The sequence below is a fragment of the Enterobacter sp. S-33 genome, assembly GCF_028735835.1.
Taxonomy (GTDB): Bacteria; Pseudomonadota; Gammaproteobacteria; order Enterobacterales; family Enterobacteriaceae; genus Enterobacter; species Enterobacter vonholyi.
In genome coordinates this window covers 2,921,827-2,946,408 of record NZ_CP117838.1, presented here as the reverse complement: position 1 = coordinate 2,946,408, position 24,582 = coordinate 2,921,827, and the positions used below count along the sequence as shown (strand labels likewise).

The window sequence follows — 24,582 nt, the reverse complement described above, 5'->3', positions numbered from 1 at the left end:
CCGGTCATCCCCATGACCGGGATTTTTTTCGCCCTAACGATTGGCTTCAGACACGCTAAAGTCGTGAATATCGAGCTCGAAGGCCTCCGCCAGCTCACGATAGGTGTGATAATCCCTTCCGTTGACAATGACGCGGTCCGAATTGTCGTCCGACCGGCGGACTTCTGACTCACTGATCTCATTGATGGCAGCCAACAGGGCATCGACATCCACCTCGACTTCGCGCTTGATGGTGTCGCTGTACTCTTTATCTGTCTTCATTGCGGGACTCCTCTTTCAACCTGCAAACGTGTCCAAAGTTAAGTATAGCCTGTGTATAAAAACGCCATTCACGCCGGGCGGCGATGTGTGTTTTTGCGTTTTGTTCTACACTGGCTCAAAACCAGAGGAGGAATGTATGAAGGTCAACGATCGGGTAACCGTTAAAACGGACGGTGGGCCGCGCCGCCCGGGTGTGGTGCTGGCAATTGAAGAGTTTAGTGAAGGGACAATGTACCTGGTATCACTGGAAGATTACCCGCTCGGCATTTGGTTTTTTAACGAACTGGGGCATCCTGACGGTATCTTTGTTGAGAAAGCAGACTAACATGGCGTCGGGTAGCGCATCGCGGCCCGACATCCTCTGCAGAAGCAAAAATCTCTGGCCAGGCCAGAGATCAAAGGTAGGGTGCACAGGGTCTTAAGCGACTAACGCATGTTAACGAAAATCCCGTTCGTCACATTATCGGTCAGGCGTACCACATGGTAGATCACTTGCTTATTATGCGTTTTAATTTTCCGTTTAATATTTCCTTTGTGTGACGAAACGGTTTTCGCTTTAATATTCATCTGGTCGGAGATCTGAATAGTTCCTTGTCCCGCCATCCACATTCGCAGCATACTTGATTCAGTCCTGCTTAATGATAGGGTGGGTAAGTTAACCGCTCCTACATTTTTAACTTCTTTATTCAAATAATCACCCAAAATGTCATCCAGCGACTCGGGTTTAATCGATTTAGAACTGATCAATAAATTTTTACGGACCAACAAATACTCATCGAAATGGATATTCGCGATCGCCATAAAAACAATAAACAGGGTTTTTGGATGCTGATTAATGATTTGCTTAATGTGCTGACTGTTGGCTGGATCGTGAATGAAACAGTCCTCATTAATAAACACCACGCCTGGTTTTAGTTCGTCACAAGCGGCTGCGAGTTCGTCAACGGTGTGTGCATCGTTGATGTCTCTCTTTCTTACCCCTCTGCTTGCCAGGTACCCGGTTAACCCTAGCCGGGTGTAGCTGCATAAATCCATAATGATCGTTGACATGGCATACCCTCACTCAATGCGTAACGATAATTCACCATCTGCCTGAGAGCTCAAAACAGCCATACGGGATGGAAAAAAATAATAAACCTGTGAGCATGACAAAGACTTTCAGGCGGACTCACTATCCCGTAAAGTTACGTATAATTTGCCAGGAATCTTCTTAAAGTAAAGTAAATATTAAGTATTGTGAGGTGGTTAGAAACAATTAAACCGCGTCAGATATATCCTGGAAGATGTTTTTCGCATTTTATTTTAGGAATATCCTCAGAAAGACAATAGCAACAGTGAGGGCTATTATTTACGTGGCAGCTCGCTGACAATATCCGCTAACAGGTTGAATATCTCGCCGAATAAATGTTCACAGAAGGGAGCGATCAGTGGCATCAGTAATGACATTAATAAAATTCCGACCGTCAGCGTCAGCGGAAAACCAATGACAAACACCGAAAGCTGCGGCGCCATTCGGTTGAGTAAACCTAAAGCCAGGTTGACGGTCAGCAGCAGGGTGATGATGGGTAACGCCAGCATCAGCCCGTTCAGGAAGATCAGCCCCGCCGCTCGGGTGAGCGCCAGGAAAGCGTTGCTGTTCACCGGGTTTTCGCCAATCGGCAGGGTATGGAACGTGTCCACCAGCATGGAGATTAGCCACAGATGGCCGTTGAACGACAGGAACAGCAGCATGGCGAGCAGATCGATAATGCGCGCCAGAACGGGCATGTTGAGATGACTGCCGGGATCGACAAACGTGGCAAAAGATAATCCCATCTGCAGGCCAATCAGTTCCCCCGCGGTACGCACGGCGGCAAAGGCCAGCTGCATGGTAAAGCCGACGGCGACGCCAATCATAACCTGCTGCAAGGCCACCCACACCGCGTTCGCCGAGAAGATCGGAATATCCACGGGGGGCAGAGAGGGCGCGACGATAATGGAGATGATAATCCCCAGCCCCACCTTGACGCGCTTGGGTATCGATTTCTCGCTGAGAATGGGGGCGGTGGAGATCAGCGCCATGATGCGCAGCATCGGCCAGAAGTAGACGCCGAGCCACTGAACCCACTGGTCGCTGGTGAAGTGCAGCATCGTCAGGTCAGCCGATGATGTACGGCAGGTTGGTAAACAGGTTGCGCATATAGTCCAGCAACAGGTTCAGCATCCACGGCCCGGCTACGATGATCGCCACGAACACGGCGATGATTTTCGGGATGAATGACAGCGTCATTTCGTTTATCTGGGTGGCGGCCTGCAGAATACTGATAATCAGACCGGTAACCAGCGCGACAAGCAGCAGCGGCGCGGCAACGGCAATCGCGATTTTCATCGCCTCCGTGCCCATCATCATGACCGATTCGGGTGTCATTGCCGTTCCTTAACTGTAGAAACTCTGCGCCAGCGAGCTGACCAGCAGCTGCCAGCCGTCGACCAGTACAAAGAGCATGATCTTAAACGGCAGGGCAATGGTCGCGGGCGGCACCATCATCATCCCGAGCGCCATCAGGACGCTGGCGATCACGAGATCGATAATCAGGAACGGAATAAAAATGGTAAAGCCAATCTGGAACGCGGTTTTCAGCTCGCTGGTGACATAGGCGGGCAGCAGAATACGCATTGGCACCGCTTCCGGTCCTTGCAGCTCACCGGTGTTGGACAGGCGGGCGAAAAGGGCCAGGTCGGCTTCGCGCGTCTGGCGCAGCATAAATTCCCGCAGCGGCTGTGCGCCTTTATCGAGCGCCTCCTGCATGGAGATTTTGTCTTCGCTGAACGGCTGATAGGCGTCGGTATAAATCTTATCGATCACCGGCGACATAATGAAAAAGGTCAAAAACAGCGCCAGCCCGAGCAGAACCTGGTTTGGCGGAGCGGAAGGGGTGCCCAGCGCGTTTCGCAGCAGACCGAAAACGATGATGATGCGGGTGAAGCTGGTCATCATCAGCAGGATGGCCGGAATAAACGTCAGCGAGGTGATGAACACCAGCGTCTGAACGGGAAGTGACCAGCTTTGCCCACCGCCCGCGAGAGGGGTTGAGACCAGACCGGGCAGCTGTGCATAGACCGCGGGAGCAAACAGGGCAACGCCCGCAAGCGTCAGGGATAACAAACGGCGCATCAGGATCTCCCGGAACGCTTAAGCAAACTCTTCATGACGGACTGAAAATCCGCAGGGGCCTCTGCGCGCTCGTCCACCACAACAGGGGCGGGCGGCAGCTTGTGTAATACGCTGATGTTTGAGGCCGTTACGCCCAGAACCAGACGCGCATCGTCCACCTCGACGATGACCACGCGTTCGCGTGGACCCAGGGTGGTGCTGGCGCTGACCTTCAGGCCGCGGGCACCGGCGGTTTTACCTGCCAGGCCAAAGCGTTTTGCCAGCCAGGCGGCGATAAGAATAAAGGCAATAATACCGAACAACGCCCCGCTCACCTGGAGCAGAGGTGAGCCGGGAACGGCAGAAGGCTGTGATATTGTTGCCTGGGTTTTCATGCTTAACGGCTCAGACGACGCATACGTTCAGACGGGGTAATGATGTCGGTGATGCGTACGCCGTATTTATCGGCAACCACTACGACTTCACCCTGGGCAATCAGATAGCCGTTGATCAGGATATCCAGCGGCTCACCGGCCAGACCGTCAAGGGCCACCACGGAACCCTGCGTCAGGCGCAGCAGCTCTTTAATGGTCATACGGGTGCGTCCCAGCTCAACGGTCAGCTTAACCGGGATGTCCATGATCAGGTCGATGTCCTGCAGCGTGCCGCTGACGTCACCGCCGCCGAGCTGCTGGAATACGGCATCCGCTGCGCTTTTGGCCGGGGTCGCTTTTTGCTCGTTTAACGCGTCAGCCCACAGATCGTCCAGTGCTCCGCTGTTTTCATCGGACGGATTGTTCATGTCACTCATTTGGGCTGTTCCTCATTCAGCGAATTCAAAATCGGGTTGATCAAGTGCTCAACGCGTAACGCATACTGACCGTTAATCGTGCCGTACTGGCTTGTCAGCACGGGGACACCATCCACATGGGCAATAATGCGGTCGGGTTTTTCTATCGGCAAAACATCGCCGGGTTGTAATTTCAGGATCTGAGATAACCGCAGCGGGATATCGGCGAAGCTCGCCACCAGTTCAAGCTGCGAATGCTGGACCTGGCGGACCAGGTTTTCACGCCAGTTCTGGTCTTCGTTGCGGGAGTTCTCCAGCGGCGGGTTAACCAGCAGCTCGCGCAGCGGTTCGATCATGCTGAACGGCAGGCAGATGTTGAACTCGCCGGTCAGGTTACCGATCTCAACGTGGAACGGCGTGTTAACAACGATATCGTTCGGGGAGGTGGTGATATTGGTAAATTTCACCTGCATCTCAGAACGGACGTACTCCACTTCCAGCGGGTTAATCGCTTTCCACGCGTCGCTGTATGATTCCAGCGCCAGCTTCAGCATGCGGTTAATAACGCGCTGTTCGGTGTGGGTGAATTCACGACCTTCTACTTTGGTCGGGAAACGCCCGTCGCCGCCGAACAGGTTATCCACCGCGATGAACACCAGGCTTGGCGAAAACACCACCAGACCGGTGCCGCGCAGCGGCTTCAGATGAATCAGGTTAAGGTTGGTTGGCACCGGCAGGTTGCGGGCAAACTCATGGTACGGCTGAATGCGGATCGCACCGACCGTAATATCCGGGCTACGACGCAGCAGGTTAAACAGCCCCATACGGAACTGACGTGCAAAACGTTCGTTAATGATCTCCAGCGCCTGCAGACGTTCACGTACCACGCGACGCTGGGTATTCGGGTCATAGGGACGAATATCGCTATCGCCGCCAATGCCCGGTTGCGGATCATCACTTTTATCGCTGTCGCCGTTGAGCAGCGCATCGATTTCTGCCTGAGAAAGAATACTGTCGCCCATGTCGTTACCGCAGAATGAATGCTGTATACAGAACGTCAGTGACTTCCTGCTTAGGTTGGCCGTTTACCAGCGGGGTCGCCAGCGTTTGTTTAATAGCGTCGACCAGCTTTTGCTTACCCACATCGGTGGCCAGCGCCGAAGCGTCCTGACGAGAGAACAGCAGCAACAGACGGCTACGCACTTCAGGAAGGTAATCGTTCAGACGTGAACGGGTGGCTTCATCTTTCAGGCGCAGCGTAATACCAACGTAAAGCACGCGATCCGCATCACCGAGATTGACGGTGAAGGTATCCAGCGGGAAAAACACTGGAGCCGGCGGAGGAGGTGCTTCAGCTTTGGCCGCAGCGGTGGTCGGTTCCTGCTGCATACGCCAGTAACTATAGCCCGCGGTAGCGCAGGCGGCGAGCGTGATCAACACCAGCAGCGGGATCCAGATGGAACGCTTACTTTTTTTGGTGATAGCGGAGTCAGTCATCTGATACGAGCTTCCTGTTTCGGTACAGCTTAATAAGGTGATTATCCCGTGTCCTGCTGTCGTCAAAGCGTGGAAAAGACGGGGATAATCACGCTACCTCTGGCGTTTAGGCGAAGATGTCTACGGCACTGTTACCGCGCGCTGCGGACTGCAGGGCGGAAGGAACAGGCAGCAACTCATCGCTTTCTTCATTAAAACCGCCGGTGTTGCCGGAACGCGAAGCCTGGTGCTGCTGCTGGGATGAGGACTGCTGCTGCCCGGCGAAGCTCTCGCTGCTGACGCTACTCTGTGCAAGCTGAATGCCGTTTTCCGCCAGTGAGGTCCGCAGTACCGGCAGCGCGGCTTCCAGCGCCGCACGGACATGGCTGTGCGCAGAAACCATCTGTAACTGCGCCTGGTTATCATCCAGCTTAAGCGAAATTTGCACCTGACCCAGATCTTCCGGGTGCAGGCGCAGCTCTGCCGTCTGCTGGCCCTGCTTAGTGAACAGGGTGATGTGCTGGCTCAGAGACTGCTGCCACTCGTGGGTTCCCAGAGGCTGGCTTAACACCGGCGCGGTGGCAACGGTAGCGGCCGTCTGGCTGGTCGCATGGCTGGACATAATCGGTGCCAGGGTGGCCGTTGGTGATGATGAGGAGGACGAACTGGCGAGCTCCTGCTTCTCTGCTGCCGCGGCCACGGCCGGTGTAGCAGGCACGTTGCCCGACAGAGCGGGTTCGTTGGTTTTCGCCTGGCTCTGATAAGGCGTAGAACTCTGCGCTTTATCGTGGCTTCCCGCGGACGCGTTCAGGGACGGCTGGCCCACGCCGTTGTGCGAAAGCGTCGCGGAACTCAGCGTTGAGGTGGCGGAAACGCCCTCACTGCCTGCCGCGCGAGAGGCGGTAGTTTGCTGGTGAGGCAGCATCGCCATCAGGGCGCTTAATCCGGCCAGTTCTTCTTCGCTCAGCTCGCTTTTACCGTCATCTTTGCTGTTCGCCGCATTGAGCGTCTTCAGCGCGTCGCCCTTAGACAGCGGCACCAGCCCGGAAACCAGCGTATCAAGCGACGTGACGGGCGACGTTTCATCGCCATTCAGCGCCGTCTGGCGCGAGAGCAGGTCGGCAATTTTGGCCTGCAGGGTGGTATCACCTTTTGCGTCCTGGGCCACTTTTGACAGTTTACTGCCGGCGGCTTTCAGGTCAGCCAGGGTCAGCGGCGCATCTTTGCCCTTGCCCGTTGCGTCCGACAGGGCGCCCGCCAGCAGAGAGAGAAAGTCCTGAGCACCGTCGGTGCCTTTCCCTGTTTGCGTGCCGCCTGACAGGTCGCTGTCGCTCATCAGCAGTTGTTGCAGTGTGATCATTCCGGTTTCCTCATTGATGCGCGCTGGGCAAACTCATCCATTTTCTTCTGATCCAGACGGTTTTCCGCCAGGGTCGTTGCCGCGATCTGTCGGTCCTGTAAAGTCTGCCAGGCCTGCAGCCGCTGCTTCTTCTCGCGCCAGAAATTCAGCGCGGTATCGACTTTCTGGGTCCACTGGTTAAGCTGCTGGCGATGCTGATCTATCGCCTTCTCCAGCGTCTGGATAAACTGCTGATAGTTAATCCAGCGCTGGCTTCCAATGCCCTGTGTCATATCGGTATTGAGGTTGGTGCGATATTCATGCTGATAGTCGATTAACATCTTCAACTGTTCTTCAGCCTGCTGGCACCCGCGTCGCATTGCGCCAAGCTGCAATGCGGCATCATCAACTTCTTTTTCAGCCAGATCTTTCAGCGTTGATAACGCGCTGTTTTGCGCCATGACCTTCGCCCTCCACCTGTGTTACACCTGCGGGAAAATCAGCTCCAGTGCCTGAATTGAATCTTCCCAGTCGGCGCGTTCAAAAATGCCTTGTTGCAAAAATGCCTCCAGCTGCGGCCACAGGTTAATCGCCTTGTCGAGCATCGGGTCGCTGCCTTTGGCATACGCCCCCACGCTGACCAGATCGCGGTTGCGCTGGAAGCTGGAAAGCAGTTGTTTGAAGTTACGCACGCGGGCGTAGTGCTTCTCGGTTATCAGCGCCGTCATTGCGCGGCTGATAGAGGCTTCAATATCGATGGCCGGGTAGTGCCCGGCTTCGGCCAGACGACGCGACAGCACAATATGACCGTCAAGGATCGCGCGCGCGGAGTCGGCAATCGGGTCCTGCTGATCATCGCCTTCCGTCAGTACCGTGTAGAACGCGGTGATGGAGCCGCCGCCGCTGATACCGTTCCCCGCGCGTTCCACCAGCGCAGGAAGTTTGGCGAAGACCGAAGGCGGGTAGCCTTTGGTCGCCGGTGGCTCACCGATGGCCAGCGCGATTTCACGCTGCGCCATCGCGTAACGGGTCAGGGAATCCATGATCAGCAGCACGTGCTTGCCGCGGTCACGAAAATCTTCGGCGATGCGGGTGGCGTACGCGGCACCCTGCATACGCAGCAGGGGCGACACGTCCGCCGGCGCGGCAATTACCACCGAGCGGGCACGGCCTTCCGCACCCAGAATGTTTTCAATAAAGTCTTTTACTTCACGACCACGTTCGCCAATCAGCCCCACGACGATCACATCGGCCTGGGTATAGCGCGCCATCATGCCGAGCAGAACGGATTTACCCACGCCAGACCCGGCGAACAGGCCCATACGTTGTCCACGTCCCACGGTGAGCAGGGCGTTAATCGGGCGCACGCCGGTGTCAAGCACATGCTCGATAGGGGTACGCTGCAGGGGGTTGAACGGTTGGGTGATCAGCGCACCGGTTTCGGTGGTGTCCGGGGAGGGCAGGCCGTCGAGCGGTTTACCGCTGCCGTCCAGCACGCGGCCCAGCAGGGCAGGGCCAAGCGGCAGCTGTTTCCCACTTTGCAGCCCATCGCCAGAAATGTTTTTGGCATAGACGCGCGCGCCGGGCAGAATGCCTTCCACCTCTTCAAGCGGCATCAGGAACAGGCGCTGGCCGTTAAACCCGACCACTTCGCTTTCAACTTCACGCGTTTCCAGACCATCCTGACGCTCAATCACGCAGGTCGCACCCAGCGGCAGCTGCAGGCCGGTGGCTTCGAGAACCAGCCCGGTGGCGCGCGTGAGTCGCCCATAACGACGAACAGATGGCAGTTGCGCCATCTTCGTCTCAAAGTTGTCGAGCGTGGTGAGCCAGCGGGTGAGGCGAGCGGTCATCAGACGACTCCCGGTGCCGCCAGGCGGCACAGTTCCTGCCAGCGGGTAGCAACGCTGGCATCCAGGTCGCCTTCATCGGCAGAGACTTTGCAGCCGCCGTGATGTAACGACGGGTCGCCGCGCAGACGCCAGCCGTGCAGGTTCAGCGTCGCGCCCAGGCTCTCTTCCACGCGCTGTAGATCGTCCGGATGGACGCGCAGCTGAGGTTTCCCGCTGAACAGCGGCTCCTGCTGAAGCAGACCCTGAATTTGTTTGATAAGTGCGGTGTTATCCACCACGGGCGTCTGGCCGATCACCTGACGCGCGGCTTCCAGCGCCATCTGCATCAGTCGTGAGGCAATCACGCTGTCCAGCGCGTCAAGAGTGTGCTGGAACTCGCTGACCAGCTGCTGCATGCGGGCATGGATCGGCGCCTGCTGCTGGCGCGCCTGATCGATACCATGCTCTAACCCTTTCGCCAGACCTTCCTGATATCCCTGCTCGTGGCCTTTCTGCCGGCCTTCGTTCAGACCGGCATTGTAACCCTGCTCGTGCGCCTGCATTTGCAGCTGAGCCAGCATTTGAGCTTGCTGCTCTTCTTCGCTCAGCTCGGGCTGCTCGACGTCCGGGTCAAGCTCCTCGGTCGGTATCACGGCTGGCGTGAACTCGGAGAGGGGAGGAGCCAGATCGTCCGGCGTCCAGCGTTTCCACGGCAGCTCATTAGACATAGGTGTCGTCTCCGCTGCCAATCACCATCTCGCCGGTTTCCGCCAGACGACGAACAATAAGCAGAATGGCTTTCTGTTCGTTTTCCACCTGAGACAGACGAACCGGGCCGCGGTTGGCAAGGTCGTCGCGCAGGATATCGGCCGCACGCTGAGACATGTTGCGCAGGAACTTCTCGCGCAGCGGCTGCTCGGCGCCTTTGAGGGCGATAAGCAGCGATTCGGAATCCACTTCCTGGAGCAGGCGCTGGATGCTGCGATCGTCCACTTCGACAAGGTTTTCGAACAGGAACATCTCGTCGATGATTTTCTGTGCCAGCTCGCCGTCGAATTCGCGAACCGCCGTAATGACGGCCTCTTCCTGCTGCGTTTTCATCAGGTTGATGATTTCCGCCGCCGTTCTCACGCCGCCCATTTTGCTGCGCTTGAGGTTCTGACCGTCGAGCAGGTTGTTCAGCACCTCGGTCAGCTCCGCCAGCGCGGCCGGCTGGACGCCGCCGAAGGTGGCGATACGCAGCATCACATCGTGACGCAGACGCTCTTCGAACAGCGCCAGAATATCGGCCGCCTGACCACGTTTGAGGTGGACAAGGATGGTGGCAATAATCTGCGGGTGCTCGTCGCGAATAAGGTCGGCGGCACTCTGCGGTTCCATAAAGTTGAGCGTTTCGATACCGCTTGCGGTATCGCGGGTTTCCAGAATGTCTTCCAGCAGGCTGGAGGCACGCTCTTCGCCCAGCGCCTTGACCAGCACGGAACGGAGGTAGTCGTTGGCGTTGACGTTCAGCGCGGCAAACTGTTCGGCTTCCTGTTCAAACTCTGCCAGCACTTCGGTCAGCTGCTTGTTGGAGATCTGACGCACGTTGGCCATGGCCGCACTGAGAATTTGCACTTCTCGCTGGGAGAGGTGTTTAAACACCTCTGCCGCGCGATCTTCGCCAATGGTCATCAGCAGGATGACGCTTTTATCGGTGCCCGTAAGCGTATTACTCATGTTCGTTACCCATCCACTGGCGGATGACCAGCGCCACGACGCGCGGATCGTTATCTGACATTTCGCGAATGCGCTGGCTCATGACCTCAGCGCCCATGCGCTGGTTAGCACGACGCTGCTGCATCTGTTCATCTTTGCTGAGGCGCACTTCAACCGCTTCTTCCGTTTCCTGGCGCGCATTCATCTGCTCGCGAGCCGCTTTTTCGGCTTCAGCACGGCGCTGGAGCTGCGGACGAACGCCCTTACGCCACAGCAGCCACGCGACAATCAGCACCAGCAGCCAGCGTCCTGCGGACATCAGCTGATCGATAAACGCCTGCTGTTGCCAGAACGGCAGTTCACCGCCGGTCTCATCAACCGAGTTGAACGGTGAGTTCACCACGTTGAGGGTATCGCCGCGCTTCTCGGAGTAACCCATCGCTTCGCGGGTCAGGTTTTCAATCTGCTTCATCTGCTCGGCGGTCAACGGCAACGGTTTGCCATCCGCCAGCGTTTTGTAGTTCACCACCACCGCAACAGAGAGACGCTGAATATCGCCCACGTTCAGTTTAGTGTGGCGAATCGTTCTATCCACTTCGTAGTTCGTGGTTTCATTACGGCTGGTGTTTCGTGGGCCGCTGTTATTCGCCGTTGAGGTGGTCTGCTGGTTAGTCTGCTGACCGTTCTGCTGATTGGCCGGCGGCGTAGAGATCGGCGCCGCGTTAGCCGGGGCAGGCTGGTTAGACAGCGCGCCCGGCACGCCGCCCGGGTTTGCACCGCCAATCTGCTCGCTGGTATTGATCTGGCGCGAACGCATCACCGCCTGAGCCGCATCGCCGTTCGGGCTGTATTGTTCTTCAGTTTGTTCTTTATTCGCGAAGTCGATCTGGGCGGTTACCTGCGCGTGCACGTTGCTGTTGCCCACTACCGGGCCCAGGATCGCTTCGATACGACGCTGGAGACGGCTTTCGACATCGGCGGCATATTTCAGCTGTGCGTCATTCAGATCGCGACCGGCGGTATTGGATTGCGTCAGCAGGTGACCGCTCTGGTCAACCAGCGTCACGTTACCCGGCGGCAGACCGGCCACGGCGCTGGAGACGAGGTGCGTCACCGCGCTGATTTGCCCTTCGTCCAGCGCGCGGCCGGGTTCGAGGTTCACGGTAACGGAAGCCGAAGGTGATTTCTGTTCGCGGACGAATAAGGAAGGCTTAGGCATCGCCAGATGCACGCGGGCACTCTTCACCGGGCCTAATGTTTCAATGGTGCGGGCCAGTTCACCTTCCAGCGCACGCTGGTAGTTCACCTGCTCGCTGAACTGGCTGATACCGAATTTTTCCTGATCCAGCAGCTCAAAGCCCACCGCGCCGCCTTTCGGCAGCCCCTGCTGAGCCAGACGCAGACGCAGTTCGTGCACCTTATCTGCCGGTACCTCAAGCGCACCGCCATTATCGGCAAAGCGATAAGGGATGTTCATCTGGGTAAGCTGGGTGACGATGGCGCCGCCATCCTGATCGGAAAGATTGCTGTAGAGCGTCCGGTAATCAGGGCTTTTCGCCCACAGGACCATCGCTACAAGGATCGCAATTGCGGCAGCGCCTGCCACGATCAACGGGATTTTAGGATTCGCGCGAAGGCGGTTCATCCACTCGAGTGATTTATTCTGCGGCGCTGTCGATGCTGTTGCACTCATTGCGCACCTCTTAAATCCTGGTGGTTTACGTTATTCGTGTAGAGAAACAAAACTGACTCCCGGGTCGGCAAACACGACAAAAGTTCCATATTGATGGCCCTGCCATTATTTGATGATTCGTGATTTTCTATGCGTCAAATAACCTGGTTTTTTCATGCTATTTACCGCCATTATCTTATTGACAAGCTGTTAGTCTTGACCGCGTAAAAAACCATCCAGGGGAGAGTCATGGCTATACAGGGCATTGAAGGGGTAATCAGTCAGCTGCAGGCAACGGCAATGACGGCCCGTAATCAGAATGTGGCAGATCAGCAGCCGAGCATCAGCTTCGCAGGGCAACTGCATGCCGCTCTTGACCGTATCAGTGATACCCAGACCGCAGCGCGCACTCAGGCCGAAAAGTTCACCCTCGGCGAGCCGGGCGTGGCGTTGAATGATGTGATGACCGATTTGCAAAAAGCCTCGGTTTCCCTGCAGATGGGGATCCAGGTGCGTAATAAGCTGGTGTCGGCCTATCAGGAAGTGATGGGGATGCAGGTTTAAGACCTGTCGATCTCCGCTGGCAGCCGCAGCGCTTTAATGCCACAATATTTTTTTCTTCGAATGCAGGAAAGATGATGAAAAAAATAGCAATTGCTGGCGCGCTGCTGGCACTGACCGGGTGCGTTCAGGTCGATAATTATAAAGACGTGATCAAGCACCCTGTCCCGGCGCAGCTGGCGGGATACTGGCAGTCGAAAGGGCCGCAGAGCAACATGGTCAGTCCGAAGGCGATTGCCACGCTGGTGGTGACGGAGGAGGGCGATACGCTGGACTGCCGTCAATGGCAGCGCGTGATTGCCGTGCCGGGTAAAATCATGCTGCGTTCAGACAGTTATTACAACGTGACGCGTAAGCTGGATATCTATCCGCTGGAGCGCGATGGCTCGACGCTTGAGTACGACGGGCTGGAGCTGCAGAAGGTCGATCGCCCAACGGTTGAGTGTGCCGATTACCTGAGCAAGAATCCGCTGGAGAGTAAGCTGCCCTAAGGGTAAAAGCAAAACGGCAACATCGTTGCCGTTTTTGGTGTTTGCGCCCTCTCCCTGTGGGAGAGGGACGGGGTGAGGGCATCAGGCCGCACGTTTCCCGTTCTACAGCGCTTCCTCTATTACCCACACGCTCACGCTTCCGCCTTTGCATGTAAACGTCCCTTCGCCATCCGCCGCCGTGGTGATGGTTTCTTCGCGATTGCCGAGAAAATCCCGCCACGTTTTGTTGCCGTAGTTTTCTCCAAGACAAATTACTTTTTCACCATCGTCCCCGTTCGACATCACCACAACGCAGCCGGGATCGTCTTCCGTACCGCTGCGGCTGAAGGCGATGCAGTTTGGATGGTCGAAAAACAGCGTTTGCACGCCGTGGGCAAAACGCTGGCGCGCGAGGATCAGCTCGTGAAGCTGCTCAATGACCGGCATATCAATATGGTACGTTTCACCGTCACCTCCCGCGTCGTCATAGCTGGCGCCGAAGAGATCCGGATAAAAGACGCTCGGCACGCCATTTTCCCGCAGCAGGATCAGCGCGTAGGCCAGCGGCTTAAACCAGGCTTCGACCGGCGCTTCCAGCGCCTGCAAAGGCTGAGTATCGTGGTTCGCGACGAGGGTGACCGCATGAAACGGATCGGCTTCTACCAGGGTACCGGTGAAGATTTGGCTCATGTCGTAATCCCGACCCTGACGTGACGCCTCGTGGAATTTCATCTGCAGGGGGGCATCAAACAGCATGGTTTTGCCTGCGACCTGGTCAATATAGGCCTGAAGTTTATCTACCTCATGGGACCAGTACTCCGCCACGATAAACAGCGGCTGGTCGGCCACTTCCTGGACGTGCTCAATCCACTCTTTGTAAAACCAGGCGGGAATATGCTTGACGGCGTCCAGACGAAAACCGTCGCAGCCCGTCTGTTCCATGACCCAGCGGGCCCAGTATTTGATCTCCTCGGTCACGGCGTGATTGCGAAAGTCGATATTTTCGCCCATCAGATAATCGAAGTTACCCATCTCATCATCAACCTGATCGTTCCAGCCTTCGCCGGTGTAGTCGTTGACGATTTTAAAGATGCCGTCTTCATCGGGGTTTTCAATGTGGTCGACGCCGCTGAAGCATTTGTAGTCCCAGATAAACTGCGAATACTGCCCGGCGCGGGCAGGGAAGGTGTAGCGGGTCCAGGCTTCACACTCGATGACCTCGTCATCGATTTGCGTGCGGTCCTGCTCGTTCACGCGCTGAACGCGCACGGGCTCTTTTTCATCGGCGCCCATTTTGTGGTTGACCACCACGTCCAGCAGCACGGCAATGTCGTTGCTCTTGAGGGCATCAATGGCCTCCAGCAGCTGTGCTTTGTCGCCGTATTTCGTGGCGATACTGCCTTTCTGGTCAAACTCGCCAAGGTCGAACAGGTCATAGGTGTCATAGCCGACAGAATACCCGCCGGATGCCCCTTTACAGGCGGGCGGCAGCCAGATCATGTTGATGCCGATTTCGTTAAGATTGGGAGCTAACGCCGTGACCTCTCGCCACAATTCACCGCCAGCAGGGTAGTACCAGTGAAAACATTGTAACAGGGTGGGGTTTTTCATCATCCTTGCTCCAGAAGCCATTGGCAGACTTCTGGAGTATGGATGAAGAAATCATAGTTGTGTGTCGCGGGTCAAACTTTCTGGATAAAGAATATTCCCGGACAGCTTTCCATAGGTAGACGTGATGGATTGCTGTTTACCGGTTTGATCAATCAGATTACGCAGTTCGTCCATCCGGACTTTCAGCAGAGCCTTTAGCGCATTCTCATTTTCAAGGATCATTTCCAGCAGCGCACGCGCTTGCTCAACCTGAGCCGGAGGGCATGACATGATGGGTGTTTGCGAAATTTTTTCCACCAGTTGAACGTAATGCATTTCCTGCTCGATAAGCGCATCCCATTGACCAGAATGTGCGAGATTGAGCATAGCAATGCTCTGAGCATGTAACGCCTGCCAGTGGCTAAGCGCTGCGCTGGGATTATTCATCAAAATTATCCTGAAATAGAGGACGCATTGGGGCCGATTTGCTTCCACGCATCCGCAATGTTGTTTAATAAACCCTCGACTTCAACAATTGCGTCTACGTCGTTACTGACATTCGCCAGCAACAAACGTCGAACCATATATTCGTACAAGGAGGCAAGATTACCGGACAACTCGCTCTCAACCTCCATGTTCAGTCCTGCTTTTAAACCGTTGTCGATGATGTTGATGGCTTTCGTTAACGCTTCGCCTTTCTCACGAATTTGTCCGGCTTCCATGAACAAACGCGCGCGAACAAGGGCGCTATGCGCCCCGTCGAATAACATGACAATCAGCTGGTGTGGACTGGCATTCATGACTGCACTTTCGACTCCTATCTGCTGATAGGATTGAACACCAGAGGTCTTATACATATCCACTCCTGAAGGCTACGACTACTTTTGTGAGAACTGTTGGGTCAGGTAGTTGGCTGTATTGGTCATTTTGGTGACTAATACGTCCAGACTGGTGAACTGGGTTTTGTAACGCGCCATGGTGGCATCAATAGTGGCTTCCATAGCATCGTAACGCTCACCCAGCGTTTTTAGCGTTTTGTTGATCCCGTCTTTCGCGTTCTGGATCACCCCGGCGCTGCCGGTACTGGTGCTGAGCATGGTGGTCAGCGTGTTGTTCATCTGGGTGGCCATACCGGTTTTCTTTCCGTCACCGACAAAATACTGCTGTACGGCGTTCGGGTTATCGGTCAGCGCTTTTTTCAGCTTATCGGTATCGACTTTCAGGTTACCGACGGTACCGTCAGAACCTTTTACCGGGTCCTGGGTAATTCCCAGCTGGGCCATGATCTGTACCGAGCCGCTCTGCACTTCGGTCAGCAGACCGCGCAGCTGAGACTGGATCCCGCGCACGTTCGCATCACCAACAAGTGCCCCGTTGCTGGCTGACTGGCTGCCGGAGCCAGCATCAACCGGAACATATTTCGTCAGGCTGTTAATGGTGGACTGCAGCGAGTTATACGCCGTGACCCAGTCCGTGATCGCTTTCTGGTTAGCATCCGTTGCGCGAGTCACCTCTAATGTTTCATCTGCCTTGCTTTCTGCTTTCAGCGAGAAAGTCACGCCAGGCAGGGCATCGGTAATGGTATTCGACTGGCGCTCGATGGAGATGTTGTTCACTACCACAATCGCGTTCTGCGCGTCGGTGTTCACCGTCAGCGCGCCCGTTTTGGTGGCGGAATCGTAGCCAATTGCGCTTTGCAGCCTGGCGTCGCCGGTGACGCTTACCGTCATCGCACCATCCGTACCGGTGGTTTTTGATGACAGCATCAGGCGGTAATCACCGTCTTTCGCTTTAATGACGCTGGCGGTGACGTTGCCGTTCGCTTTATTAATGGCGCTCGCGATCCCGGCCAGAGACGTATCGCCATCCGCCAGGGTGACCTCTAAAGGCGTTTTCGTGCCCGGCTGGGTGATGGTGATTTTACGCGTTGTACCTGTCGTATCGCCCAGCAGATCCGTGTTGTTTGCATAGGAGCCGGTAGTGAGTGCCTGTGCCTTGGCAACCTGGTTGACGTTTACAACAAAGGAACCGACAGATGCGTCAGCCGTTGTCGTGGCGGTAAAGGCCGTATTGGTACTGCTAACGGACGTTGAGTTCCAGGTGGTTGCTTTACCCAGCGCAGCGGTCGCAGTCTGCAGCGATGTCATGGCGCTCTGCAGCTTGCCGTAAGCGCTTAACTGCGCGTTATACGTTGATTGCTGGGAAGTAATCGTCGTCAGCTTGGTTCTTTCTGCTGCATCCAACTGATTATATAAATCCCCGAGTCCTGCAGAACCTATCCCGAGGTTACTGATAGTAGCCATGCATATTTTCCTTAAAATACGAAAGTAGTTCAGGACTCTTATCGGCCTCTCAACGTAAAAGTTTACGATGGTGAGAAAAAAATAATCCAAAGAATAGACGCGTCCTGGCGGGGTAAATGAAAGGATTGCACTTTAGGATCATTATCTGCGCTTTGAAAACACGAATAAGTGTGTGCCTTTTTTGTCATCTCTTTGCGCGTTAAAAAAGCATAAATAATAACGTTCTGTTGGGCCTTAATTGATTTTTTAAAAATAAATATCTTAATAATCAGTTGGTTGTAATTTTTTCAAAATTGATTCTAAAGTCTTTTGGGGACCCGTCGATAACCTTGTTGACGGTGAGAGACGCTGTGAGTGTTAGGCACCGGACCTAAAACCCAATTTTTGAAGGAAAGAAAATTATGGCAGTTATCAATACTAACCTGTTGTCCCTGACCACTCAGAACAACCTGAACAAATCTCAGTCTTCTCTGGGCACTGCTATCGAGCGTCTGTCTTCCGGTCTGCGTATTAACAGCGCGAAAGACGATGCTGCTGGCCAGGCGATTGCAAACCGCATGACCGCTCAGATCAAAGGTATGAACCAGGCAGCACGTAACGCCAACGACGGTATCTCCATGGCGCAGACTGCTGAAGGCTCTCTGAACGAAATCAACAACAACCTGCAGCGCGTTCGTGAACTGGCTGTTCAGGCAAGCAACGGCACCAACAGCACCTCTGACCTGGCTTCTCTGCAGGATGAAGTTACCGCTCGTCTGGCTGAAATCAACCGCGTTGCGGGCAAAACTGACTTCAACGGCATCAAACTGCTGGACGGCACTGCTGGTACTGCTGGCGTAGTTAAAATTCAGGTTGGCGTTAACGACGGCGACACCATCGATCTGGACCTGAGCGGTGCTAAAGCTGACACCACCACTCTGGGCGTGAACGCTATCGACCTGAAAACTATGACCGCTACCGACCTGGGCACCATCGACGCAGCTATCGCTAAAGTTGATAAAGCACGTTCTGGCCTGGGTGCTGTGCAGAACCGTTTCACTTCTGCAATCAACAACCTGAACAACACTTCTAACAACCTGTCTGCTGCTCAGTCCCGTATCCAGGACGCTGACTACGCAACTGAAGTTTCCAACATGTCCCGCGCGCAGATCCTGCAGCAGGCTGGTACTTCTGTTCTGTCTCAGGCAAACCAGGTTCCACAGACCGTTCTGTCTCTGCTGCGTTAATTTTACGCGTGAAACCCCGCTTCGGCGGGGTTTTTTTTATCTCTGCTATTTGAGAATCCGCCTGTGAAACAAATCAGTGTCACTCAACCAAAGCTGGTCGCAGATTTTTCATGTGTCGGTGGGGAATGCCGTGAACATTGTTGTCAGGGCTGGACCATCGCGTTTGATAAATCCTCCGTTAATCGCTATCTGAACAGTAAAAATGCCGCTATTCGTCAGACGGCGAAAACGGCGATAAAAGTCACCAAAAAAAACTATGACCACTGGGGTGAAGTGATTTTCCATACGGAAAGTAAAAACTGCCCGTTTATGGATACGGAAAAACTCTGTTCTGTTCATGGCGCCATGGGCGTCCAGGCCTTAAGCCCAACCTGTTCGACATTTCCACGGACAAGCCGGGTCTATAAAAATGAAATCGAAAAATCGCTGAACCTGTCGTGTCCGGAAGTGACCCGACTTCTGTTGAACGATCGGGAGTCTATGTCGTTGATGGAATCTGGCATTGTTCAGCAGGACGTCAATAATGCGCCGATGATTGATTTGAAGGCCAAGGTCATCAATCTCTTCTGCCAGAATATTTTTAGCGTTGAGGGCGTCAGCGTTGAAGAACAGGTTTACGCCGTAGTGAAATTCCTCATGGTGGCGGAAAAGCTCGATAATATCGCAGAGAATATCGGCACGCTCGAAACGGTCTATTTCTCACTGGTTAACGAACTGGTGAGCGGTAAAATCAAAACGGAATTAAGCGGCTTTAATCAGAACTATAGCCTGAAGTTCGCGTTAATTTCGCTCATCCAGAGCTACTTCACGAAGAAAGTAACAGCCCGCGGCGGTGCGGTATTAAACCGTTATTTTACCCAGCTTTATCAACAATTTGAGTCTGCGGGTGACAGCGTGCCGGCAGAGAAGGTCATGGAAAACATCGAGTCCGTCTGGCGCGATGTGGCGGGCAGTTATCTGGCGACCAATGACCATTTATTCAAGAACTTTTTTAAATACAAACTGTGGGAGCAGGGCTTCCCGCAGAACAACGGCCGCAGCATGTTGAATAACCTTTATTTAATCGTTGCGGAGTTCTATTTCCTTAAAACGTTACTTGCCGGTCAGGCACTCGTGGCGGGGAAAATTGAACAAGATAATATCATTGATGTTATTTACAGCTTCCACTCCCTTAGCCAGCATAATCAGGAAGCAGGAAAGCTCTTTCATCAACATATAGATAGCGTCAAACTGGGCGACGATCTTTCATTGTTACAACTGTTAATTTAGGTAGAAAAGTTGCCCCTGTTGTGGGCAACCTCAGAATAACCTCACTTTATCCCCCTTTTTCATCCAATTGAACGCCCTGCAGAATCGGATAATCATGCCGATAACTCAACTAACGCAGGGCTGTTTATCGTGAATTCACTCTATACCGCTGAAGGTGTAATGGATAAACACTCGCTGTGGCAGCGTTATGTCCCGCTGGTGCGTCACGAAGCATTGCGCCTCCAGGTGCGCTTGCCGGCGAGCGTGGAACTCGACGATCTGCTACAGGCGGGCGGTATCGGGTTATTGAATGCAGTTGACCGATACGACGCTCTGCAAGGAACGGCATTTACGACTTACGCAGTTCAGCGTATTCGTGGTGCGATGTTGGACGAGCTGCGCAGCCGCGACTGGGTGCCGCGCAGTGTTCGCCGCAACGCGCGCGAAGTGGCGCATGCGATGGGGCAGCTGGAACAGGAACTGGGACGTAACGCAACGGAAACCGAAGTGGCGGAACGTCTTGGCATTGCTGTTGAAGAGTATCGTCAGATGTTGCTCGATACCAATAATAGCCAACTCTTCTCTTATGATGAGTGGCGCGAAGAGCATGGCGATAGCATCGAGCTGGTGACGGACGAGCACCAGCAGGAGAACCCGTTACACCATTTAATGGAAGGGAATTTACGCCAGCGCGTCATGGAGGCTATTGAAGCTCTGCCTGAACGCGAACAGCTGGTATTGACCCTTTATTACCAGGAAGAGCTTAACCTCAAAGAGATTGGCGCTGTTCTGGAGGTGGGAGAGTCGCGGGTGAGCCAGCTGCACAGCCAGGCCATTAAACGCTTACGAACCAAGCTGGGTAAGTTATAGGTGATTGATTCACCTTAAAAATGCCGCACAACGTATTGACAACCAGGAGTTATCATGACGGTGCAGCAATCTAAAAGACGGCCTTTAAGCCGCTACCTGAAAGACTTTAAACACAGCCAGACGCATTGCGCCCACTGTAACAAGTTACTCGATCGTATCACGCTGGTTCGCCGGGGCGAAATCGTCAATAAGATTGCGATTTCGCGTCTCGACACGTTGATGGACGAAGCAGCATGGCTCGAAGAGCAAAAAGAGTGGGTGGCGCTTTGCCGTTTCTGTGGGGATCTCCACTGCAAAGAGCAAAGCGACTTCTTCGATATTATCGGCTTCAAACAGTTCCTGTTTGAACAAACGGAGATGAGCCACGGCACCGTTCGCGAATATGTCGTTCGCCTGCGCCGCCTTGGGCAACATCTGACCGTAAACAATATTTCTCGCGATCTGCTGAAAACCGGTTATCTGGATGAAAATCTGGAGCCGTGGCTGCCTGCGACCAGCACCAACAACTACCGAATTGCGCTGCGCAAGTATGCGCAATACAAGGTACAAATGCCGGGTGCCATAAAGCAGAAAGCCCACGCCGGAACAACTTCTGATATATATTAAAAAAGAATAAGATGTAGCGCAGTCGCCTTTGACGTTGCAGGCGATTTCTCTACACTACGTAAAAATTCCACTATATCGGGGTATTTATGAAATTTGCACTTCTGGGTCGTCAGGCGCTGATGGGTGTTATGGCCGTTGCGCTGGTTGCGGGCATGAGCGTGAAAACGTTCGCCGCAGAAAACCTGCTGAATAAAGTAAAAGAGCGCGGTACGCTGCTGGTCGGGCTGGAAGGAACCTATCCTCCGTTCAGCTTCCAGGGCGATGACGGTAAGCTGACCGGTTTTGAAGTGGAGTTTGCTGAAGAGCTGGCGAAGCACCTCGGCGTGAAAGCGTCCCTGAAACCGACCAAGTGGGACGGTATGCTGGCGTCGCTGGATTCCAAACGTATTGATGTGGTGATCAATCAGGTGACCATTTCTGACGAGCGTAAGAAGAAATATGACTTCTCTACGCCGTACACCGTGTCCGGTATTCAGGCGCTGGTGAAGAAAGGCAACGAAGGCGGGATTAAAACTGCCGCGGACCTGAAAGGGAAGAAAGTCGGTGTTGGTCTGGGTACTAACTATGAAGAGTGGCTGCGCCAGAACGTGCAGGGCGTGGATATCCGCACCTATGATGACGACCCGACGAAATACCAGGATCTGCGCGTGGGCCGTATCGACGCCATTCTGGTTGACCGCCTGGCCGCGCTGGATCTGGTGAAGAAAACCAACAATACCCTGGCGGTAGCGGGTGATGCGTTCTCTCGTCAGGAATCAGGCGTTGCCGTTCGTAAAGGTAACGAAGACCTGGTCAAAGCGATTGATTCCGCGATTGCTGACATGCAAAAAGACGGCAGCCTGAAAGCGCTCTCCGAGAAGTGGTTCGGTGCAGACGTCACGAAATAAGTTTCTGCCGTAAAAAAAGGCGCTTTTAAAAGCGCCTTTTTTATTTCTTTCGCGTCTGCGTGCATAATGAAAAATATCACATTTTGTCAGAGTTACCGGAGAACCCATGTCACTACAGAATTTAACGCGCTTTCCCCGCCTGGAGTTCATCGGCGCGCCGACGCCGCTGGAGTACCTGCCGCGATTTTCTGATTATTTAGGGCGCGATATTTTTATTAAGCGTGATGACGTGACGCCGATGGCGATGGGGGGCAACAAGCTGCGCAAGCTGGAGTTTCTGGCTGCTGACGCCCTGCGCGAAGGCGCGGATACGCTCATTACCGCCGGGGCCATCCAGTCCAACCACGTTCGCCAGACGGCGGCCGTGGCGGCAAAGCTTGGGCTCCACTGCGTGGCGTTGCTGGAAAACCCGATTGGCACGCGGGCTGAAAACTATCTCACCAACGGTAACCGTCTGCTGCTGGATCTGTTTAATGTGCAGGTAGAAATGGTGGATGCGTTGACCGATCCGGCCGCCCAGCTCGACGAGCTGGCGACGCGTCTGGAAGCGCAGGGGTTCCGCCCCTACGTTATTCCTGTCGGCGGTTCGAACGCGCTGGGCGCGCTGGGGTATGTGGAAAGTGCGCTGGAAATTGCGCAGCAGTGCGAGGGCGCAGTGAGCCTCTCCTCCGTGGTTGTCGCGTCCGGAAGCGCGGGCACGCATGCCGGGCTGGCGGTGGGGCTCGAACAACTGCTGCCGGACGTCGAACTTATCGGGGTGACGGTGTCCCGCAGCGTAGCGGATCAGAAGCCAAAAGTGGTTACGTTACAGCAGGCGGTCGCAGAGCAGCTGGAGCTGAAGGCAAAGGCCGATATTCTGCTCTGGGATGACTATTTTGCGCCGGGTTACGGTACGCCTAACGAAGAGGGCATGGAAGCGGTGAAGCTGCTGGCGCGCCTCGAGGGGATATTGCTCGATCCGGTCTATACCGGCAAAGCGATGGCCGGACTGATTGACGGCATTGCGCAGAAACGCTTTAAGGATGAAGGGCCGATTTTATTTGTCCATACCGGCGGGGCGCCTGCGCTGTTTGCCTACCATCCTCATGTCTAAAAATCAGGTCGAAAAATAATAATGCAAGAAAGTATTCAACTGGTTATTGATTCTCTGCCGTTTCTGCTGAAAGGTGCGGTATTTACGTTACAGCTCAGTATCGGCGGGATGTTCTTTGGGCTGGTTCTGGGATTTGTGCTGGCCTTAATGCGCATGTCGCCCATCCTGCCGGTGCGCTGGCTGGCGCGTTTTTATATCTCCGTGTTTCGCGGTACGCCGCTCATCGCCCAGCTCTTTATGATCTACTACGGCTTGCCGCAGTTTGGTATCGAGCTGGATCCGATTCCGGCAGCGATGATTGGTCTGTCGCTCAATACCGCGGCGTACACCTCTGAAACTCTGCGTGCGGCCATCTCCTCCATTGACAAAGGGCAGTGGGAAGCGGCGGCCAGTATCGGGATGACGCCATGGCAGACGCTGCGCCGGGCCATTCTGCCTCAGGCGGCGCGCGTGGCGCTACCGCCGCTCAGCAACAGCTTTATTAGCCTGGTGAAAGATACTTCCCTGGCAGCAACGATTCAGGTTCCGGAACTGTTCCGTCAGGCACAGCTTATTACTTCGCGCACGCTTGAAGTCTTTACCATGTATCTGGCCGCCTCGCTAATTTACTGGGTGATGGCGACGGTACTGTCTGCTCTGCAAAACTACTTCGAAAACCAGCTTAACCGCCAGGAGCGTGATCCAAAATGAGTGCTATCGACGTCAAAAACCTGGTGAAAAAATTCCACGGTCAAACGGTGCTCCACGGGATCGATCTGGAAGTAGAGCAGGGGGAAGTGGTGGCGATTATCGGACCGAGCGGTTCGGGAAAGACGACGCTGCTGCGCAGCATTAACCTGCTTGAACAGCCGGAAGGCGGCACCATCCGGGTAGGCGAGATAATGATTGATACCGGGAAATCCATCAGCCAGCAGAAAGGTTTAATTCGCCGCCTGCGCCAGCATGTCGGTTTCGTTTTCCAGAACTTTAATCTCTTCCCGCACCGTACGGTGCTGGAGAACATTATCGAAGGGCCGGTTATCGTTAAAGGTGAGCCAAAAGAGGAAGCGACGGCGCGCGCGCGCGAACTGCTCGCCAAAGTCGGGCTGGCGGGGAAAGAGACCAGCTATCCGCGCCGTCTGTCGGGCGGCCAACAGCAGCGCGTGGCGATAGCGCGCGCGCTGGCGATGCGTCCTGACGTGATCCTGTTTGATGAACCGACCTCCGCGCTCGATCCTGAACTGGTGGGTGAAGTGCTGAACACCATTCGCCAGCTGGCGCAGGAAAAAAGGACGATGGTGATCGTAACGCATGAAATGAGCTTTGCACGCGATGTTGCTGACAGAGCCATCTTCATGGATCAGGGTCGGATTGTTGAGCAGGGGCCGGCGAAAAGTCTGTTCGCCAATCCTCAACAGCCGCGAACCCGTCAGTTCCTTGAAAAATTCCTTATGCAGTAGCATTTATGCACTAATTTGCTCCAGAAATTTAGGCTGGAGCAAATTATTCTCCCTACGGGCGCCGTCCTTTGATTTTTTATTCCGCCCA

The 24,582-nt window shown here is 54.7% G+C and carries 29 protein-coding genes and 1 pseudogene; 11 read left to right on the top strand and 19 right to left on the bottom strand.

What is annotated here, in order from left to right; translation table 11 throughout:
• Positions 1–33 precede the first annotated feature (33 nt).
• Positions 34–261: a YodD family peroxide/acid resistance protein gene (yodD, locus tag PUP35_RS14040; protein WP_008500310.1), complete on the bottom strand. Its 228-nt coding sequence runs from the start codon at positions 259–261 to the stop codon at positions 34–36.
• A gap of 136 nt (positions 262–397) precedes the next feature.
• Here yodD and dsrB point away from each other — a divergent pair, with 136 nt between their 5' ends.
• The gene (gene dsrB / locus PUP35_RS14035) at positions 398–586 is read left to right on the top strand and encodes a protein DsrB (RefSeq protein WP_008500312.1); all 189 of its coding nucleotides are present in this window, start codon (positions 398–400) and stop codon (positions 584–586) included.
• 101 nt (positions 587–687) lie between these two features.
• Here dsrB and rcsA read toward each other — a convergent pair whose 3' ends face one another.
• The 14 genes and pseudogenes from rcsA to fliF form a co-directional block, all read right to left on the bottom strand.
• Positions 688–1,311, bottom strand: coding sequence for a transcriptional regulator RcsA (rcsA, locus tag PUP35_RS14030; RefSeq protein WP_008500313.1), 624 nt, complete (start codon positions 1,309–1,311; stop codon positions 688–690).
• Between the two features lie 287 nt (positions 1,312–1,598).
• Positions 1,599–2,391: pseudogene (gene fliR / locus PUP35_RS14025) on the bottom strand (flagellar biosynthetic protein FliR); the annotation flags it as partial.
• Positions 2,392–2,398: 7 nt separating this feature from the next.
• On the bottom strand, positions 2,399–2,668 hold the full coding sequence (fliQ, locus tag PUP35_RS14020) for a flagellar biosynthesis protein FliQ (protein WP_008500315.1): 270 nt from the start codon (positions 2,666–2,668) through the stop codon (positions 2,399–2,401).
• A 9-nt stretch (positions 2,669–2,677) separates the two neighbouring features.
• Positions 2,678–3,415, bottom strand: a complete 738-nt coding sequence (gene fliP / locus PUP35_RS14015; protein WP_023619313.1) for a flagellar type III secretion system pore protein FliP — start codon at positions 3,413–3,415, stop codon at positions 2,678–2,680.
• Entirely contained in the window at positions 3,415–3,789 is a 375-nt protein-coding gene (gene fliO / locus PUP35_RS14010; RefSeq protein WP_032658659.1) for a flagellar biosynthetic protein FliO, read from the bottom strand. Before fliO ends, fliP begins: the two co-directional genes overlap by 1 nt.
• A 2-nt stretch (positions 3,790–3,791) precedes the next feature.
• Positions 3,792–4,205 carry a flagellar motor switch protein FliN gene (gene fliN, locus PUP35_RS14005; protein WP_008500318.1) on the bottom strand — a complete coding sequence of 138 codons (414 nt, stop codon included), beginning with the start codon at positions 4,203–4,205 and terminating at the stop codon, positions 3,792–3,794.
• Positions 4,202–5,206 (bottom strand): flagellar motor switch protein FliM, encoded by a 1,005-nt coding sequence (gene fliM / locus PUP35_RS14000; protein WP_008500320.1) that lies wholly within the window; start codon positions 5,204–5,206, stop codon positions 4,202–4,204. The genes fliN and fliM overlap by 4 nt, the downstream gene beginning before the upstream one ends.
• Before the next feature lie 4 nt (positions 5,207–5,210).
• Positions 5,211–5,681 (bottom strand): flagellar basal body-associated protein FliL, encoded by a 471-nt coding sequence (gene fliL, locus PUP35_RS13995; protein WP_023312306.1) that lies wholly within the window; start codon positions 5,679–5,681, stop codon positions 5,211–5,213.
• A 106-nt stretch (positions 5,682–5,787) separates the two neighbouring features.
• On the bottom strand, positions 5,788–7,020 hold the full coding sequence (fliK, locus tag PUP35_RS13990) for a flagellar hook length control protein FliK (protein ID WP_274240294.1): 1,233 nt from the start codon (positions 7,018–7,020) through the stop codon (positions 5,788–5,790).
• Positions 7,017–7,460, bottom strand: a complete 444-nt coding sequence (fliJ, locus tag PUP35_RS13985; protein WP_023312304.1) for a flagellar export protein FliJ — start codon at positions 7,458–7,460, stop codon at positions 7,017–7,019. Before fliJ ends, fliK begins: the two co-directional genes overlap by 4 nt.
• Before the next feature lie 21 nt (positions 7,461–7,481).
• On the bottom strand, positions 7,482–8,852 hold the full coding sequence (gene fliI / locus PUP35_RS13980) for a flagellar protein export ATPase FliI (protein WP_214576525.1): 1,371 nt from the start codon (positions 8,850–8,852) through the stop codon (positions 7,482–7,484).
• Positions 8,852–9,559: a flagellar assembly protein FliH gene (fliH, locus tag PUP35_RS13975; protein ID WP_111964865.1), complete on the bottom strand. Its 708-nt coding sequence runs from the start codon at positions 9,557–9,559 to the stop codon at positions 8,852–8,854. Before fliH ends, fliI begins: the two co-directional genes overlap by 1 nt.
• Positions 9,552–10,550 (bottom strand): flagellar motor switch protein FliG, encoded by a 999-nt coding sequence (fliG, locus tag PUP35_RS13970; protein WP_059346984.1) that lies wholly within the window; start codon positions 10,548–10,550, stop codon positions 9,552–9,554. The genes fliH and fliG overlap by 8 nt, the downstream gene beginning before the upstream one ends.
• Positions 10,543–12,222 carry a flagellar basal-body MS-ring/collar protein FliF gene (gene fliF, locus PUP35_RS13965; protein ID WP_133294723.1) on the bottom strand — a complete coding sequence of 560 codons (1,680 nt, stop codon included), beginning with the start codon at positions 12,220–12,222 and terminating at the stop codon, positions 10,543–10,545. The genes fliG and fliF overlap by 8 nt, the downstream gene beginning before the upstream one ends.
• Before the next feature lie 228 nt (positions 12,223–12,450).
• Here fliF and fliE point away from each other — a divergent pair, with 228 nt between their 5' ends.
• Together fliE and yedD are read left to right on the top strand one after the other, a co-directional pair.
• Complete coding sequence (fliE, locus tag PUP35_RS13960) at positions 12,451–12,765, top strand: flagellar hook-basal body complex protein FliE (RefSeq protein ID WP_008500329.1); 315 nt, start codon at positions 12,451–12,453, stop codon at positions 12,763–12,765.
• A gap of 74 nt (positions 12,766–12,839) precedes the next feature.
• On the top strand, positions 12,840–13,253 hold the full coding sequence (gene yedD, locus PUP35_RS13955; protein ID WP_115875725.1) for a lipoprotein YedD: 414 nt from the start codon (positions 12,840–12,842) through the stop codon (positions 13,251–13,253).
• A gap of 102 nt (positions 13,254–13,355) precedes the next feature.
• Here the strand turns inward: yedD and amyA are convergent, their stop codons facing one another.
• The 4 genes from amyA to fliD are packed head-to-tail and all read right to left on the bottom strand — an operon-like array spanning position 13,356 to position 17,125.
• Positions 13,356–14,843, bottom strand: coding sequence for an alpha-amylase (gene amyA / locus PUP35_RS13950; protein ID WP_271369463.1), 1,488 nt, complete (start codon positions 14,841–14,843; stop codon positions 13,356–13,358).
• 51 nt (positions 14,844–14,894) lie between these two features.
• Positions 14,895–15,269 carry a flagella biosynthesis regulatory protein FliT gene (gene fliT / locus PUP35_RS13945; protein ID WP_033145899.1) on the bottom strand — a complete coding sequence of 125 codons (375 nt, stop codon included), beginning with the start codon at positions 15,267–15,269 and terminating at the stop codon, positions 14,895–14,897.
• A gap of 5 nt (positions 15,270–15,274) precedes the next feature.
• Positions 15,275–15,679 carry a flagellar export chaperone FliS gene (fliS, locus tag PUP35_RS13940; protein WP_033145898.1) on the bottom strand — a complete coding sequence of 135 codons (405 nt, stop codon included), beginning with the start codon at positions 15,677–15,679 and terminating at the stop codon, positions 15,275–15,277.
• A gap of 21 nt (positions 15,680–15,700) precedes the next feature.
• The gene (fliD, locus tag PUP35_RS13935) at positions 15,701–17,125 is read right to left on the bottom strand and encodes a flagellar filament capping protein FliD (RefSeq protein WP_274240280.1); all 1,425 of its coding nucleotides are present in this window, start codon (positions 17,123–17,125) and stop codon (positions 15,701–15,703) included.
• 401 nt (positions 17,126–17,526) lie between these two features.
• On the opposite strand from fliD, the gene PUP35_RS13930 reads away from it, so the two are divergent.
• The 8 genes from PUP35_RS13930 (at position 17,527) to tcyN (ending at position 24,494) form a co-directional block, all read left to right on the top strand.
• Positions 17,527–18,351, top strand: a complete 825-nt coding sequence (locus tag PUP35_RS13930) for a flagellin N-terminal helical domain-containing protein (protein ID WP_111964862.1) — start codon at positions 17,527–17,529, stop codon at positions 18,349–18,351.
• A 63-nt stretch (positions 18,352–18,414) separates the two neighbouring features.
• Entirely contained in the window at positions 18,415–19,620 is a 1,206-nt protein-coding gene (fliB, locus tag PUP35_RS13925; protein ID WP_274240277.1) for a flagellin lysine-N-methylase, read from the top strand.
• Between the two features lie 129 nt (positions 19,621–19,749).
• On the top strand, positions 19,750–20,469 hold the full coding sequence (locus PUP35_RS13920) for an RNA polymerase sigma factor FliA (RefSeq protein WP_014170714.1): 720 nt from the start codon (positions 19,750–19,752) through the stop codon (positions 20,467–20,469).
• Between the two features lie 54 nt (positions 20,470–20,523).
• The gene (fliZ, locus tag PUP35_RS13915) at positions 20,524–21,075 is read left to right on the top strand and encodes a flagella biosynthesis regulatory protein FliZ (RefSeq protein WP_008500339.1); all 552 of its coding nucleotides are present in this window, start codon (positions 20,524–20,526) and stop codon (positions 21,073–21,075) included.
• Between the two features lie 86 nt (positions 21,076–21,161).
• Positions 21,162–21,962 carry a cystine ABC transporter substrate-binding protein gene (gene tcyJ, locus PUP35_RS13910; RefSeq protein ID WP_023336163.1) on the top strand — a complete coding sequence of 267 codons (801 nt, stop codon included), beginning with the start codon at positions 21,162–21,164 and terminating at the stop codon, positions 21,960–21,962.
• A 106-nt stretch (positions 21,963–22,068) separates the two neighbouring features.
• Complete coding sequence (dcyD, locus tag PUP35_RS13905) at positions 22,069–23,055, top strand: D-cysteine desulfhydrase (protein WP_111964859.1); 987 nt, start codon at positions 22,069–22,071, stop codon at positions 23,053–23,055.
• Between the two features lie 21 nt (positions 23,056–23,076).
• Positions 23,077–23,745 (top strand): cystine ABC transporter permease, encoded by a 669-nt coding sequence (gene tcyL / locus PUP35_RS13900; protein ID WP_028013677.1) that lies wholly within the window; start codon positions 23,077–23,079, stop codon positions 23,743–23,745.
• Complete coding sequence (gene tcyN / locus PUP35_RS13895) at positions 23,742–24,494, top strand: L-cystine ABC transporter ATP-binding protein TcyN (RefSeq protein ID WP_149366559.1); 753 nt, start codon at positions 23,742–23,744, stop codon at positions 24,492–24,494. The genes tcyL and tcyN overlap by 4 nt, the downstream gene beginning before the upstream one ends.
• Positions 24,495–24,582 lie beyond the last annotated feature (88 nt).